The organism is Xanthomonas sp. LMG 12460, assembly GCF_009192895.1.
GTDB classification, from domain to species: Bacteria; Pseudomonadota; Gammaproteobacteria; order Xanthomonadales; family Xanthomonadaceae; genus Xanthomonas_A; species Xanthomonas_A sontii.
This window is the reverse complement of the sequence record NZ_NKUH01000064.1, coordinates 18,564-34,027: the sequence shown is the minus strand read 5'-3', so window position 1 is coordinate 34,027 and position 15,464 is coordinate 18,564. Positions and strand designations below refer to the sequence as shown.

The following is a 15,464-nucleotide window of genomic DNA, read 5'->3' as shown; positions in this document are numbered from 1 at the left end:
AAGGGGCGGATGAGGGTGCGGGCGCAGCCTCGTGCACTCTGACACTGCGAGACGCTTCGCGCCGGACCCTCACCCCAACCCCTCTCCCGGTGGGAGAGGGGCTTTGGCGCTTCCCTTCTCCCACTGGGAGAAGGTGCCCCGAAGGGGCGGATGAGGGTGCGGGCGCAGCCTCGTGTGTCCTGGCGCTGCGAGACGCTTCGCGCCGAACCCTCACCCCAACCCCTCTCCCGGTGGGAGAGGGGCTTTGGCGCTTCCCTTCTCCCAGTGGGAGAAGGTGCCCCGAAGGGCGGATGAGGGTGCGGGCGCAGCCTCGTGCACCTGACACTGCGAGACGCTTCGCGCCGGACCCTCACCCCAATCCCTCTTCCGGTGGGAGAGGGGCTGAATCGCAGGCCGCCTACAGCAGCGACTTGAGCCGGTACAGCGCTTCCAGCGCCTGCTTGGGCGTGAGTTCGTCCGGATCCAGCGCAGCCAATGCTTCCTGCGCGGCGGAGGGCGTGGCCGCGAACAGGCCGAACTGCTGCGGCGCGTCCAGCGCCTGCGGCGCCATCTGCGAGGCATGGCTCTCGCCGCCGCGTTGCTCCAGTTCCGCCAGGCGTCGCCGCGCCTGCGCCACCGTGGCCTTGGGCAGGCCGGCCAGCGCCGCCACCTGCAGGCCGAAGCTGCGGTTGGCCGGGCCGTCCTTGACCGCGTGCATGAACACCAGGCGGTCGCCGTGCTCGACCGCGTCCAGGTGCACGTTGGCGATGCCGCTGGCGCCGCCTTCGACCGATTCGTCGGCCAATGCGGTCAGCTCGAAATAGTGCGTGGCGAACAGCGTGTAGCAGCGATTGTGGTGCGCGAGATGGCGCGCCACCGCGTCGGCCAGCGCCAGACCATCGTAGGTGGAGGTGCCGCGGCCGATCTCGTCCATCAGCACCAACGACTGCGCGGTGGCGTGGTGCAGGATGTAGCTGGTCTCGGCCATTTCGACCATGAAGGTGGACTGGCCGCGCGCCAGGTCGTCGCCGGCGCCGATGCGGGTGAGGATGCGGTCGATCGGGCCGATCACTGCGCGCCGCGCCGGCACGTAGCTGCCGATGTGCGCGAGCAGCACGATCAGCGCGTTCTGGCGCATGTAGGTCGATTTACCACCCATGTTCGGGCCGGTGATCACCAGCATGCGGCGGTCGGGGTGCAGGTCCAGGTCGTTCGGCTCGAACGGCTGCTCGCGCACCGCTTCCACCACCGGGTGGCGGCCGCGTTCGATGCGCAGGCACGCACCGGTCTCCAGTTCCGGCTGGGTCCAGTCCAGCGCCTGCGCGCGTTCGGCGAAGCCGGCCAGCACGTCCAGTTCGCTGAGCGCGGCGGCGGCGCGCTTGAGCGGCTCCAGGCGCTCGCCCAGCGTGTCCAGCAGGCCTTCGTAGAGCAGCTTCTCGCGCGACAGCGCGCGCTCGCGCGCCGACAGCACCTTGTCCTCGAAGTTCTTCAGTTCCTCGGTGATGTAGCGTTCGGCGTTGGTCAGGGTCTGGCGCCGGCTGTAGTGCACCGGCGCCTTGTCGGCCTGGCCCTTGCTGATCTCGATGTAGTAACCATGCACGCGGTTGTAGCCGACCTTCAGCGTGGCGATGCCGCTGTTGGCGCGTTCGCGCGCTTCCAGGTCGATCAGGAACTGGTCGGCGTTGGTGCTGAGCCGGCGCAGCTCGTCCAGTTCGGCGTCGTAGTCGGCGGCGATGACGCCGCCGTCGCTGAGCTTGAGCGGCGGCTGCTCGGCGATCGCCGACGCCAGCAGGTGCGCGATCTCGTCGTGCTGGCCCAGCTCCGCCGCCAGCGCGGCCAGTCGCGGCGAATCCAGAGGTGCCAGGACCGCGCGCACCTTCGGCAGCAGGCCCAGGCCGTCGCGCAGGGTGGAGAAGTCGCGCGGGCGCGCCGAACGCAGGGCGACGCGGGTGAGGATGCGCTCGACGTCGCCGAGTGCGCGGAACGCCTCGCGCAAGTCGGCGTCGGCGCCGCGGTCGATCAGCGTGCCGACCGCGTGGTGGCGCTGTACCAGCACCTCGCGCAGACGCAGCGGACGGTGCAGCCAGCGCCGCAGCAGGCGCCCGCCCATCGGCGTGACCGTGCTGTCGAGCACGCCGAGCAGGGTGTTGCGGGTGTCGCCGTCCACGCGGGTGTCGAGTTCCAGGTGGCGGCGGGTGGCCGCGTTCATCGCGATCGCCTCGCCGGCGGTCTCCATCGCGATCGCGGTCAGGTGCGGCAGGCGCTGTTTCTGGGTTTCCTCCACGTAGCCGAGCAGGGCGCCGGCGGCGGCGGTCGCGCGAGGCTTGTCGTCGATGCCGAAGCCGCTCAGATCGTGCAACTGGAAGAACGCCAGCAACTGGCGGCGGCCGCTGTCGGCATCGAACAGCCACGGCGGCCGGCGGCGCACGCCGCGGCGCTCGCGCAGAAATTCCGGCCACTGGTCCTCGTCGGGCACCAGCAGTTCGGCCGGCTCCAGCCGCGCCAGTTCCGCCTCCAGCGCGTCCTCGCTGTCGACCTCGTTGACCAGGAAGCGGCCGCCGGCCAGGTCGGCCCAGGCCAGGCCGTAGCCGTGCTTGTTGCGTGCGATCGCCATCAGCAAGGTGTCGCGGCGCTCGTCCAGCAAGGCCTCGTCGGTGACCGTGCCGGGGGTGACGATGCGCACCACCTTGCGCTCGACCAGGCCTTTGGCAAGCGCCGGATCGCCGATCTGCTCGCAGATCGCCACCGATTCGCCCAGCGCCACCAGCCGCGCCAGATAGCCCTCGTAGGCATGCACCGGCACCCCGGCCATCGGGATCGGCGCACCGCCGGAACTGCCGCGCTGGGTCAGGGTGATGTCCAGCAGCCGCGCGGCCTTGCGCGCGTCGTCGTAGAACAGTTCGTAGAAATCGCCCATGCGGAAGAACAGCAGCAGGTCCGGGTACTCGGACTTTGCGGCGAAGAACTGCTTCATCAGCGGGGTGTGCTCCGCTGCGCTTCCAGGAGCTTGGGTTTTTTCTCGATTCTGCATCTGATTCAGTGACTTAGGGAGTTTCGGGGTGACGGTCCGTGGACAAGTATGGACGGGTGCCGGCAGCAAATGACAGCGTGGCGCGGCGCCAGCCCGGTGCATGGTTCGATGCGCCACCTGCCGATCCACGGTGCAACGTCGGGGCTGCGCCGTTTCCACGGACAACGGCAGGAAGGTCAATTGCGAGACAGCGAATGTCCGATGCGCACGCAGCACGTGCAATGCCGAGTCCGCAGCCACTGCGTGCGAGTCGTCTCGGTGCCAGCTGCCATTGTCCGTAAAAAAGTGGATCGGCGACAGCACGCGGTGCGATTCACGAGCATGCGGCGGCGGATCGGCCACACGGTGACGTTGTGCCCTTTGAATGCCCGGGTGTCGCTCCGCGTAGGACTGTTTCGCTGTTGGAAAAGCTAAGATCCGGGCTTGTGTAGAGCCGGAGGCGTCCATGATCGATCGTCGTACCTTTCTTGCCACGGGTGTCGTGGCCGTCGCCGCGGGCTTCAGCGCATCCGCCGCCCAGATCGTGGCCGCACCGCGTCCGAAAGGGCCGGCACCGTGGGGCGCCGTGCCAAGCGCGCGGCAACTGCGCTGGCACCGTTGGGAGCAATACGCCTTCGTGCATTTTGCGATGAACACCTTCACCGACAAGGAATGGGGTTACGGCGACGAAGATCCGCGCAGATTCGATCCCAGCGATTTCTCCGCCGATCAGATCGTCGCCGCGGCCAAGGCCGGCAACCTCAAAGGGATCATCTTCACCGCCAAGCACCACGATGGCTTCTGCCTGTGGCCGACGCGCCTGACCGAGCATTGCATCCGCAATTCGCCCTACAAGAACGGCAAGGGCGACATCGTCGGCGAAATGGCCGCGGCGTGCCGGCGTGCCGGCCTGGCCTTCGGCATCTATCTCTCTCCCTGGGATCGCAACCACGCCGAGTATGGCCGTCCCGGCTATCTCGACTATTTCCGCAAGCAGATCGTCGAGCTGTGCACGGGTTATGGCGACCTGTTCGAGTTCTGGTTCGACGGCGCCAATGGTGGCGACGGTTACTACGGCGGAGCGCGCGAAACCCGCAAGATCGATGCCCCCGCCTACTACAACTGGCCGCGGATGATCGAGCTGGTCCACCAACACCAGCCGATGGCCTGCACCTTCGACCCGCTGGGGGCAGATATCCGTTGGGTCGGCAACGAGGAGGGCGTGGCCGGCGATCCGTGCTGGCCGACCATGCCCAATGCGCCTTACACGCAGGAAAACGGCAATGCCGGCGTGCGAGGCGGGGCGCTGTGGTGGCCTGCGGAGACCAACACCTCGATCCGCCCGGGCTGGTTCTACCATGCCGACGAAGACGGCAAGGTGCGCAGCCCGGAGAATCTGGTGCGCTACTTCGATACCTCGGTCGCGCGCGGCACCAACATGAACCTCAATCTTCCGCCGGACCGGCGCGGCCGCATCGCCGACCACGACGTTGCGGTGTTGAAGAGCTTCGGCGACGCGATCCGCGCCAGCTTCGCCATCGATCTGGCCAAGGGCGCCAAGGCCAGCGCCAGCGCGGCGCGCGGTCCGGGGTTCGAGCCGGAGCGTGTGCTCGACCGCCAGCCGGACAGCTACTGGTCCACGCCGGACGACGTCACCACGCCGACGCTGACGTTGGAACTGTCGGCGGCGCAGAGCTTCGACCTGATCCGGCTGCGCGAATACCTGCCGCTGGGCGTGCGCGTCACCCGCTTCGCGATCGACGCCGAGGTGGACGGGCAATGGCAGCGCTTGGCCGAAGCGCAATGCATCGGCGCGCAGCGGATCCTGCGGCTCGATCGTCCGATTGCCGCGCGCCGTGTGCGCTTGCGTGTGCTCGAGGCGCCGGTCTGTCCGGCGATCAGCGAATTCGCGCTGTTTCGCGCGGTGGCGCCCGTTGCGGTTGCGCGGCCCACGACGAACGCGCCGGACGTGCTGTCCACCGCGGGTTGGCGCATCGTCGCCGCCAGCGCGCCGGGAGCGGAGAAGTTGCTCGACGACGATGCAAGCACGATCTGGGTCGTGCCCGCTCCCACGCCGGGCCATCCCGCGCAGGTGACCATCGACCTCGGTGCGCTGCGCCAGGTCGCCGGCTTCAGCCTCACCCCCTCGCGCACGGTGATGAACGGTGCGGCACCGCCGAAGGGCTATCGCGCCGAAAGCAGCGAGGATGGCCAGCATTGGCAGCCGGCCGGGGGCGGCGAGTTGTCCAATATCGCCTACGCGCTCTCGACCCAGCGGCTGAATTTCCCCGAGGTGCGGCAGATCCGTTACCTGCGGCTGTCGTTCGCCGAAACGGCGCTGCCCGCCGAGCGGCTGGCGATCGCCGGGATCGGTGCCTTCTCGCGCTTGCGGTGAGGGCTGGCGCTCCCTCGCCGCGATGCGCGGTGGGGGAGCGTGCATCGCCGGGACGATGCAGCGTCGTGGCTGCGGCGACGCTGGCGAGGCGTCGTAGATCGGCTTCGGAATGACGCGTCAGCGGCTTCACTTCATTCTGCGTCGCGCGTGTGCCGACCACGGCTTGGGCGGACGTACCTGGCGCGCCAGCGCCGCGTAGGAGCACCGAGTCGGGAGCGCATGACGATGGCGCCGCGCAGCGCCTCGAAAGCGCGCGGCCGCCTCAGGCGACGAACGGCCGCGGCTTGGTGCGCACACTCTTCAGCGCCAGCCGCGCAGGCGCCAATCCGGGCGCGGTCGCTTCCAGTGTCAGCGTGCCGGCATCGCGCGTGGTCTGCAGCAAGGCCATGCACAGGCCGTTGAAGGCGCGGCGCTGGTCGGCCTTGTCGGGTTCGTGGCTGGACGGGTCGCCGTTGCCCACGCCGATCAGGCGGCCGGGGCCGCGGACGGCGAAGCGCACGGCGTCGCTGGCGGTGGGCACGACGCGGCCCTTGGCGTCGACGATCTCCACTGCGACCACGGCCACGTCCTCGGCGTCGGCCAGCAGATTCGCCCGTTCGCAGCGCAGGCGCACCGCGGCCGGGGCGCCCACGGTCTCGCGGCGCTGCGTCAGCACCTGTTTGCCGCCGCGGTAGCCGCGCGCTTCGATGCGGCCGGGTGCGTAGCGCACGCGCCACTCGACATGGCCGTAGGCCGGCACCTGCTGCAGGCCCTGGCTGACGCCGTTGACCAGCAGTTCCACCGCGTCCAGGTTGCTGTGGCACCACACGTCGACCATGCCGTTGTCGCGCTCGTCCAGCAGGCCGTCCCAGTTCCAGTGCGGGAACAGGTGCAGCACCGGCGCGGTGGTCCATTGCGCGCGGTAGTACCAGTAGTTGTCCTTGGGAAAGCCGCAACTGTCGAGGATGCCGAACTGCGAGGCGACGTTCGGCCAGCGGTTGTACGGGGTCGGCTCGCCGCGGTAGTCGAAGCCGGTCCAGACGAAGCCGCCGGCGATGTACGGGCGCTGCGCGACATAGCTCCACCAGGCTTCGGCGCTGCTGGCCCACCAGGGGTAGTCGAGGTCGTAGGCGCGGGCATAGCCGCGCACGTCGTCGGTGCGGTAGTTGCCGCGCACGCCGACGGTGCTGCCGGTCTCGCTGCCGTAGACCGGGATCTGCGGATGGCGCGCATGGAAGGCATCCATCTGCGTGGTACGGTAGTTGAAGCCGACCACGTCCACGACCTGGCCGACGCCGTCGTCGAAGCCCTTGTCCATGGCGAAGGTGGTGGGGCGGCTCGGATCCAGGCGCCGCACCAGGCGCTGCATGCGCGCGACGATGCGCGCGCCGCGCGCGGTGACCATCTGCGGCTCTTCGTTGCCCAGCGACCACAGCATCACGCAGGGATGGTTGCGGCCGCGACGCACCATCGACGTCAGTTCGGCCATGGCCTCGTCGTCGGAGGACATGCGCCGGGTCTCGTCGATCAGCAGCAGGCCCAGCCGGTCGCACAGCTCCAGCACCGCCGGCGAGGCCGGGTTGTGCGCGCTGCGGTAGGCGTTGCAGCCCATCGACTTGAGCTGGCGCAGGCGCCATTCGTGCAGGCGGTCGGGAATGGCGGTGCCGACGCCGGCATGGTCCTGGTGGTTGTTGGTGCCGTGCAGCTTGTAGGCCGCGCCATTGAGCAGCAGGCCGCGCTGCGGATCGAACTGCAGGCGGCGCACGCCGAAGTGGGTGGTGGTCGCGTCGCAGGTATGGCCGTCGCCGAGCAGGCGCGTGGACAGCGTGTAGCGTTGCGGGTGTTCCGGCGACCACGGCGCGGGCGTGCCCAGGTCCAGGGTCTGCTGCACGCGCTGCACCACGCCGGGCTCGACCGTGATCGGCGCGGAACTGGCCTGGGCGACGATGCGCCCGTCCGGCGCGCGGATCACCGAGACCACGCTGCACTGCCGCGGCGTCGCGCCGTGGTTGCCGAGTTCGGTCTCCACCAGCGCCTGCGCGTCGCCGCCGTCCCAGGCGCTGCGCACGTACACGCCGTCCATCGGCACGTGCAGTGCGTCGGTGGTGCGCAGCCAGACGTGGCGGTAGATGCCGGCGCCCTCGTAGAACCAGCCTTCGCCGAGGGTTGCGTCCACGCGTACGGCGATGATGTTTTCGGCGCCGTAGTCGAGCACGTCGCTGAGGTCGACTTCGAAGCCGCAGTAGCCGCTGCCGTTGCGGCCGACGATGTGGCCGTTGCAGAACACGATGCAGTCGCGGAACACGCCGTCGAATTCCAGGCTGATCCGCTTGCCCAGGTCCTCGGCCGGAATCTCCAGCACGCGCCGGTACCAGCCGATGCTGGTCTGCGGATCGGTGCGCCCCAGCGGCGTGTAGCCGTGCGCGGCGGCCGGGTCTTCGCCGTTGACCAGGGTGGAGGTCGGGTCCTGGCGCGGCGGCAGCGCCACCGCCCAGTCGTGCGGCAGGTCGATGCGCTCCCAAGCGCTGTCGTCGAAGCCGAGCAGGGCCGCATCGGCGGTGTCCTTGCCGGCCTTGGCGTAGGTGCGCTGGAAGGTGCCGAAATTGAAGTCGCGCGCCGGGTCGTCGGCGTGGCCGAGATGGAAGCGCCAGCCGCCATCGCACAGCAGGCGCTGGCGCGGCGCATCGTCGTCCAGATCCAGCGAGAGCGGCGCACTGGCATCGTTGCCGGTGGGCGTGGCGGCCAGCGCGGCCGGCGCCAGCGCCGAGGCGGCACCGGGCACCGCCGCCTGCACGCCGCCGGCGACCAGCGAGCGCAGCAGGTCGCGGCGGCTCAGTTCGATCATGGCTGCGCGTCCTGTGCGGGCGCGGCGGTGGTTCCTGCGGCCGCCGCCGGGGCCGGTCGGTAGGCGTGCTGCATGAAGCCGATGCCGGGCAGCAGTTCGTTGCCGTGGCGGAAATCGAAGAAGCTGGCGTTCTCCCACGAGGAGCCGACGCCCCAGCGGGTCTTGCAGGTGTTGCTGGTCCAGGCCGGCTCCCAGTACACGACGCCGCTGCCGCCGTTGTCGACCACCAGTTGGGTGAGGTCGACCAGGTAGTTCAGCTGGCCCTGCGGGGTGGCCGGGTAGCTCTTGATCAGCGAGTCGGCGCCGAGCAGGTTGGGCGAGGGGTCGCCGCTTTCCAGCGTCCACGGATAGGCGGTCTCCACCACCATCACTTCGGCCGGATAGCGCTGGCGCAGGCGCTTGATGGTGGCGCCGAGCTGGTCCATGGTCTCGCGCGACCACTTGCGGTAGTAGCTGATGCCGATGAAATCGAAGTCGCGCACGCCGGCCTTGGCCGCGGCGGCGAACCACGGCTCCACGTTCTCCGGCTGGGCGATGTGCAGCATCACCCTGGGCTTGATCGTCGAGCGCGCGCCGGCGTCGCGTACTGCCTGGATGCCGGCGTTGAACAGCTTGGCGTTGCGGGTCCAGTCGATCGGCCGGCGCTTGTCCCAGGGCTGGCTGTCCATCAGGTCGGAATTGCTCTCGTTGCCGATCTGTACCAGTTCCGGCATCAGCCCAGCGCGGTCCAGCGCGCTGAGCGTGTCGTAGGTGAAGCCGTACAGCGTGCGCGCCAGTTCGTCCTGGTCGGTGATGTTGGCCCAGGCCTTGGGGATCAGTTGCTTCTCGCCGTCGGCCCAGTCGTCGGAGTAGTGGAAGTCCAGCAGCACCTGCATGCCCTGCGCGCGCGCGCGGCGGATGGTCTTCTTGACGTCGCTCAGATCGCTGTAGCGCGTCCAGCGCGCATCGTTCCACAGGCGCACGCGCACCAGGTTGGCGCCGTGCGCATGGAACAGCGCGAACGGGTCGCGCAGCGCGCCGTGGTCGCGGTACTGCACGCCGCAATCCTCCATCTCGTTGACGTAGGACAGGTCGGCGCCGAGGTACAGCGTGCCGGCGCCGGCCATGGGCGCGGCGAGGGCGGTGGCGAGAGCCAGCGCGAGCGCCGGCAGCCAGGTGCGTCTGGATCGCATGCGGGTCTCCACCGGCTCAGAACGTGTAGGTCGCTTCCAGGGCGAAGCGGCGGCCGAACAGCTGGTAGCCGCCATCGTCCTGGTTGGCGAGCCGGTTGCGCTTGTTGTCGCTGTAGGCGCGCAGCGGTTCGTTGGTCAGGTTGCCGACCTGGAACTTGAAGCCCAGGTGCTCGCTGTAGCGCCACGCCAGGCTCAGGTCCACCGTGCCTTCGCTCTCCAGTCGCGCCAGCCGCGCCGCGTTCCAGCCGTACACCACGGTGTAGGGGCTGTGGTACTTGTAGCCGATCCGCGCTTCGAACTTGTTGTTGTTGTACCAGAGGTCCAGCGTGCCGGTGTTGCGCGCCAGGCCGCTGAGCGGCAGCGGATTGTCCGCCGGCGAGAACTCGTGCAGGTTGGATTCCACGTACGAGTAGTTCGAGTAGATGCCGAAGTTCTCCATGTGCGGGATGAAGAAGAACGGGGTCTGGAAGGTCAGCTCGGCACCGTTGATGTAGCCGCCGCCGCCGTTGAACGGGCCGCTGATCAGGTAGTCGCGGCCGTCGATGGTCTCGTGCTGGGTCTTGTAGCCGATGCTCGAATCCACCCACTTGCGGTACAGCGCCAGCGCCGCCAGCGCCTCCTTGTGGAAGTACCACTCGTAGGACAGGTCCAACTGGGTGGCGCGGAACGGGTTGAGCTGCGGGTTGCCGCCGCTGCCGGTGAGCTGGCCGACGGTGGTGTTGGGGTCGTCGAGCGCGCGCCCGGTGCGCAGTTCGTCCAGCGGCGGCCGCGCCATCACCTTGGCCACCGACAGACGCAGGATGCGCTCGGGATCGATCAGGAAATTGACCGTGGCGCTGGGCAGCACGTCGGTGTAGGTCTTGCCGGCGCTGCTCGGCTGCACCACGCCGCCGACGGTGTCGTAGCCATGGCTGTCGGTGTCGGTGTGGACCACGCGCACGCCGGCGTTGCCGGTGACGTCGACGCCGAACCACTGCGAACTGAACACCGCCTTGGCGAAGGCCTCGCGCACGTTCTCCTCGACATTCCAGTGGTCCAGGCGCTGTTCGGTGGCCAGGCTCGGATCGAAGCCGCCGAAGCCGAGCTTGGCGATCGCGTCCAGGTCGCCGCCGGTCAGGGTCGGCACGTTCAGGTCCGGCATCGTCACCGGATAGATCAGGTCCTGGTAGGCCGAGATCGGCTGGCTGTAGCCGGACTGGAAGCTGGTGAAGTGGCGGTTCTGCTTCTCGCGGCGTGAGGCGCGGGCGCCGAACTCCAGCGCGGTGACCGGCGAATCCTCGATCGCGCGGCTCGCGCTCAGCGCCAGCGCGGCGATGCGGTCGCGCAGCGCCTGCGGCTCGGTCTGGCCGCTGATGCCCCACTCCGGCGCATCGGAACTGGTGCTGATGGTGGGGGTGACGCCGTGGCGGAAGTCGAACGACACCGTGTCCGGGTTGCTGCCGAAGCGCACCGCGCGCCAGTCGTTGTCGCGCTTGGCCTGCGAGAACGACAGGTCGCTGCCCAGCGTCCACACGTCGCCGCGCCACTTGGCGTTGAGGCCGCCGGCTGCCAGCGTCTTGACCTCGTTGTAGTTGGCGATGACGTGGTCCACCTGGAGGTTGGAATTGGCCAGGGTGCCGGCCACGACGTCGCCGTCGACGATGGTGTAGGACGAGCCCGGGGTCGTGTACGGATTGCTGGCCGAGTAGATGCTGTAGCCGAGGTTGTTGAACCAGTTCTGGCGCTGGTCCTCGTCGATGCGGATACGCGAGTACAGGCCGTCGAGCTTGAGTTCCAGGTTGCCCGAGCGCCACTGCACGGTGCCCATGGCGCCGTTGCGGGTCTGCTCGGTGAGCTTGAGCTGGTCGGCCGCGCCCCAGGGGGTGTAGTCGACCTTGCCGTCGCCATCCACATCGCGCGCGTTGCTGGCATCGGTGTAGCCCCAACTGCCGATCGAGACGCCGGCGTTCTTCTGCTTCTGGTAGGTGGCGCCGAGCGCGACCGCCAGGTTGTCGTTGATGCGGTGTATCCAGCTCGCGCCCAGGCGCTGGCCCCACGGCGAGTAGTCGCGCGCGTCCTTGGCCTCGTCGTAGTAGACCGGGCCGGCGGTGGCGACGAAGGTCGGGCCGGTGTGATCGAGCGGGTTGATGGTGGAGATGTCCACGGTGGCGGCGATGCCGCCGGCGATCAGGTCCGCCGATGGAGTCTTGTAGACCTTGACGGTGGAGACGATCTCGGTGGGGAACACCTCCCAGCGCACCGCGCGGTTGGGTTCGGAGGAGGCGATCTCGCGGCCGTTGACCGTGCCCATGGTCATGCGCGGGCCGAGGCCGCGCACGGTGGCCAGGCTTTCGTTGCCGCGGTCGCGGGTACCGTTGACGCCGGGCAGGCGCACCAGCGCCTCGGCCACGGTGACGTTGGGCATCTGCCCCATGTTGTCGGCGGAGATGACTTCCACCACGTGGTCGTCGAGCTGCTTGGCCTGCACCGCCTGTTCCAGGCTGGCGCGCTGGCCGACCACCATCACGTTGTCCAGGGTGACCGGTTGCTGGCCGGTCTTGGCGTCGGTCGTGGCATCGGGCTTGGCGGGTGGCGTGGCTGCCGGATCGGCGCTGGTGCTCTGCGCCTGCGCGGCGAAGCTGCCGGACAGGGCCAGGACGATGGCCGCGCCCAGCAGGGTGCGGGCGGCAGGGCGGTGCGCGCGCCGGCCGACCGGGCGACGGGACTGTTCCAAAGGCATTTTTGTTCCCTCCCAGGACAAAAAGTGACCGATCAAATTGGCGTGGACCGGAAAACCCGGTCCTGGAGGCATCGGCAGGGCGTCATGCAGGGCTGCAGGCTGTCCCGGTCGCTGTCCTCGATGGCGTGTCTGTCGACGTGGCGGGGCGTGCGTGGCATGTCTGCTGGCGCCGCCGCGGACATTCCCCTTCCGCTGCCTTGGCGCGCGAGAGACCGGAAACGAGGATAGAAGCGACAGGCATTCCATTCCAATGAAGCATTTGCCGAGGGCTATCTCGTTTTGGAATGGATATCGCGCGCCGCGTCTACCGTCGCCCACGCCAGGCTCAGGCCGCGGTGGATGGGGCCTGCAAGTCCAGCAGAGCGGCTGCCGCCGCACCCAGGCTGCGTTCGCGGTGGCGCAGGGCATGGAAGGTGCGTTCGCCCAGGGCCACGGCGAGGGGCTGCAGGCGGCCGCTCTCCAGCCACGGCGCCGCGGCCAGCTGCGAGATCGCCGCCAGGCTGCGCCCGGCCTGCACCGCCGACAGCACCGCTTCGTTGGAGGGCAGGGACAGCGCCACACGCAGGCGCTCCGGGCCGATGCCGGCATCGCGCAGCGCCGCCTCGAACGCCGAGCGCGTGCCCGAGCCGGGTTCGCGCATGATCCAGGTGCTGTCGGCGACCAGTCGTGCCAGCCCGGGGCGGCGACGCCCCGCCAACGGATGGTCCGGCGCGGCGACCACGCGCAGCCGGTCGTGGCCCAGCGGCGAACTCAGCAGTTCCGCGGCCTGCACGCGGCCCTCGACGAAGCCCAGTTCGGCGCGTCCCTCGCGCACCGCGCGCGCCACGCTGTCGGTGTTGCCCACGCTCAGGCGGATCTCGATCTGCGGATAGCGCGCATGGAACGCCATCAGCCGGGTCGGCAACCAGTAGCTGGCCACGGTCTGGCTGGCGTGCAGATCGAGGGTGCCGCGCAGCACGCCGCGCCACTCGCTCAGCGCCAGTTCGGCCGCACGGCTGCGCGCCAGGATCGCCTTGGCGTCCTCACAGAACGCCGCACCGGCCGCGGTCAGCACCAGGCCGCGACCGACACGGTCGAACAGAGCCACCCCGTACTGCTGCTCCAACGCCTTGATCGCGGCACTGGCGGCCGAGGGCGTGCGGTGCGCGGCCTGCGCACCCTGAGTCAGGTGCTGGCGCTCGGCCACCGCCACGAACAGGGCGAGTTGTTCCAGGGTCATGGGGCAACCGTTCGGAGTGAGCGAATGAAGTGTGCACCATTATGCGATGGATCGGAACGGTCAGCGGGCGCAATCTGCCGCCACTCGATCCGGATCGCTGCCATGCGCACCCAACCGCACAGACCTTCCAGCTTGCTGCCCGGCCTGGCCCTGGCCATCGCGGTGGCGGCGCTGGCCTGGCTGGCCGAGCGCGCGCAACTGCAGTGGCTGGGCCGGCGCTGGATCGACGCGCTGGTGTTCGCGATCGTGCTCGGCACCTTGCTGCGCACGGCGTGGCGCCTGCCGCCGTCCACGCACGCCGGCATCGCCTTCGCCGCCAAGCTGCCGCTGGAACTGGCCATCGTGCTGCTCGGCGCCTCGGTCGGCATCGGCGCCATCGGCGCGGCCGGCGGTCTGTTGCTGGGCGCCATCGCCGCGGTGGTGCTGCTGGCGATCGCCATCGGCTACGGCATCGGTCGCGCGCTGGGCCTGCCGTCGCGGCTGGCCACGCTGGTCGCGTGCGGCAATGCGATCTGCGGCAATTCGGCGATCGTGGCGGCAGCGCCGGTGATCGACGCCGACTCCGAGGATGTCGCTGCAGCGATCGCCTTCACCGCGGCGCTGGGCGTGCTGGTGGTGTTGCTGTTGCCGCTGGCGGTGCCCGTGCTGGGCCTGGACCAGCGCCACTACGGCATCCTCGCCGGCCTGACCGTGTACGCGGTGCCGCAGGTGCTGGCGGCGACCGTGCCAGTGGGCGCGCTGAGCGCGCAGGTGGGGGCGCTGGTCAAGCTGATGCGGGTGCTGATGCTCGGGCCAGTGATGTTGCTGCTGGGGCTGGTCCGTGGTGGATCGCCGACGCAGCGGCGCCCGGCGCACGCGCTGGTGCCGTGGTTCGTGTTCGGCTTCGTCGGCATGATGGGGCTGCGCGCGCTGGGTGTGTTGCCGGCGCCGGCGATCGAAGCGGCGCAGTCGCTGTCGCTGCTGTTCACCCTGGTGGCGATGGCCGCGTTGGGCCTGTCGGTGAATCTGCGCACGGTGCTCGCGTCCGGCGGCCGCGTACTGGCGGCTGGCACGCTGTCGTTGCTGGCACTGGCCAGCCTCAGCGTGTTGCTGCTGCGCTGCTTGCCGTAGGCGCGGGCGCCGCAGTCCACGTGCATCTGCAGCATTTCGCATCGCCTGCACCCACGTTCAACCAAGCGCTCACGAAAGGCCGCGGAGCATGGCGATACCTGCCATGCAAAGGAGATTGTCATGCGTCATTCCCGTTCCGCGTTCTCTCTGGCGCTCATGTCGGTTCTCGGCGTCGGCCTTGCGCATGCGCAGACCGATACGTCCGGCCAGGCCGGCAGTACCGATCCCGCCGCCATGCAGCAGCAAACGCCGTCGACCTCTGCCGCGCAGACGTCGACCGGCATGCAGGGCGCGCAAGGCGCGCGCGCGTCCGCGCTCAACGAAAAGCAGGCGCTCGGCGTGCTGTCGGCGATCAACACCAGCGAGGTCAACGCCGGCAACCTGGCCTTGCAGAAGCAGGTCAAGGGTCCGGTGCGCGATTACGCCATGCAGATGGTCAAGGAGCACGCCGACAACAACGCCAAGATCGCGCCGTGGGGTCCTGATGCGAAGGCTGCGCCAGCGCAGCAGCAGATGCAGCAGGCCAAGGCGGAGGCCGGCAAGCTGCAGGCCATGGACGGCGATCGCTTCGAACAGGCCTATGTCATGGCGATGGTCAAGGATCATCAGGCCGCCCTGCAGATGCTCGACAGCACCCTGATCCCCGCTGCGAAGACCCCGGACGTGGCCGCGCATCTGCGCACCACGCGTACCCATGTGGCCGAGCACCTGGCCAAGGCGCAGCAGTTGCAGAGCGCTGGCGCGCCATCGGCGGCGCCGGCCCGTTGAGCGTCGTGCGGGTCTCGGCCGCCATGCCGAGATCCGCGCTTTCATGAGTCGCGTACGAGGGAGCTTCTCAAGCCTTTTCTTTGGCGAGCGTGTGGCAGGGCAGGTAGCGACCAGACTTCATGACCCCGGCATCCGGTGTGCCTGGTTGCCGTATCCCCTTGCGGTCAATCGGTTGCGCGAGCGCACAAGAGCGCGTGCCGCTGTCGAACGGTGTAATAGTCTCCGCGCAGGCGGCGGCCTAAGGTAGCGGCCATCTTCCTTCGCATCG

The 15,464-nt window shown here is 69.2% G+C and carries 8 protein-coding genes; 3 read left to right on the top strand and 5 right to left on the bottom strand.

What is annotated here, in order from left to right; genetic code table 11:
* Positions 1-397 precede the first annotated feature (397 nt).
* The gene (mutS, locus tag CEK66_RS13665; RefSeq protein ID WP_152237272.1) at positions 398-3,010 is read right to left on the bottom strand and encodes a DNA mismatch repair protein MutS; all 2,613 of its coding nucleotides are present in this window, start codon (positions 3,008-3,010) and stop codon (positions 398-400) included.
* A gap of 445 nt (positions 3,011-3,455) precedes the next feature.
* Here mutS and CEK66_RS13660 point away from each other — a divergent pair, with 445 nt between their 5' ends.
* Positions 3,456-5,384, top strand: coding sequence for an alpha-L-fucosidase (locus CEK66_RS13660; protein ID WP_152237271.1), 1,929 nt, complete (start codon positions 3,456-3,458; stop codon positions 5,382-5,384).
* Between the two features lie 262 nt (positions 5,385-5,646).
* Here the strand turns inward: CEK66_RS13660 and galA are convergent, their stop codons facing one another.
* From galA to CEK66_RS13640, 4 genes are all read right to left on the bottom strand, one after another.
* Complete coding sequence (gene galA, locus CEK66_RS13655) at positions 5,647-8,208, bottom strand: beta-galactosidase GalA (protein WP_152237270.1); 2,562 nt, start codon at positions 8,206-8,208, stop codon at positions 5,647-5,649.
* Entirely contained in the window at positions 8,205-9,380 is a 1,176-nt protein-coding gene (locus tag CEK66_RS13650; protein WP_152237269.1) for an arabinogalactan endo-1,4-beta-galactosidase, read from the bottom strand. The genes galA and CEK66_RS13650 overlap by 4 nt, the downstream gene beginning before the upstream one ends.
* Before the next feature lie 16 nt (positions 9,381-9,396).
* Positions 9,397-12,099 (bottom strand): TonB-dependent receptor, encoded by a 2,703-nt coding sequence (locus CEK66_RS13645; RefSeq protein WP_152237268.1) that lies wholly within the window; start codon positions 12,097-12,099, stop codon positions 9,397-9,399.
* 325 nt (positions 12,100-12,424) lie between these two features.
* A complete protein-coding gene (locus CEK66_RS13640) occupies positions 12,425-13,318 on the bottom strand; it encodes a LysR family transcriptional regulator (RefSeq protein ID WP_152237267.1) in 894 nt (297 codons plus the stop codon).
* Between the two features lie 102 nt (positions 13,319-13,420).
* Between CEK66_RS13640 and CEK66_RS13635 the strand changes: the two genes are divergently transcribed.
* Complete coding sequence (locus CEK66_RS13635) at positions 13,421-14,428, top strand: putative sulfate exporter family transporter (protein WP_152237266.1); 1,008 nt, start codon at positions 13,421-13,423, stop codon at positions 14,426-14,428.
* A 156-nt stretch (positions 14,429-14,584) separates the two neighbouring features.
* A complete protein-coding gene (locus CEK66_RS13630) occupies positions 14,585-15,196 on the top strand; it encodes a DUF4142 domain-containing protein (protein WP_152237274.1) in 612 nt (203 codons plus the stop codon).
* Positions 15,197-15,464 lie beyond the last annotated feature (268 nt).

Excerpts from the sequence above, each read along its gene's own strand:
- CEK66_RS13660 (WP_152237271.1), top strand. The coding sequence starts at position 3,456 with ATGATCGATCGTCGTACCTTTCTTGCCACGGGTGTCGTGGCCGTCGCC.
- CEK66_RS13645 (WP_152237268.1), bottom strand. The coding sequence starts at position 12,099 with ATGCCTTTGGAACAGTCCCGTCGCCCGGTCGGCCGGCGCGCGCACCGC.
- mutS (WP_152237272.1), bottom strand. The coding sequence starts at position 3,010 with ATGCAGAATCGAGAAAAAACCCAAGCTCCTGGAAGCGCAGCGGAGCAC.
- CEK66_RS13635 (WP_152237266.1), top strand. The coding sequence starts at position 13,421 with ATGCGCACCCAACCGCACAGACCTTCCAGCTTGCTGCCCGGCCTGGCC.
- CEK66_RS13640 (WP_152237267.1), bottom strand. The coding sequence starts at position 13,318 with ATGACCCTGGAACAACTCGCCCTGTTCGTGGCGGTGGCCGAGCGCCAG.
- CEK66_RS13650 (WP_152237269.1), bottom strand. The coding sequence starts at position 9,380 with ATGCGATCCAGACGCACCTGGCTGCCGGCGCTCGCGCTGGCTCTCGCC.
- CEK66_RS13630 (WP_152237274.1), top strand. The coding sequence starts at position 14,585 with ATGTCGGTTCTCGGCGTCGGCCTTGCGCATGCGCAGACCGATACGTCC.
- galA (WP_152237270.1), bottom strand. The coding sequence starts at position 8,208 with ATGATCGAACTGAGCCGCCGCGACCTGCTGCGCTCGCTGGTCGCCGGC.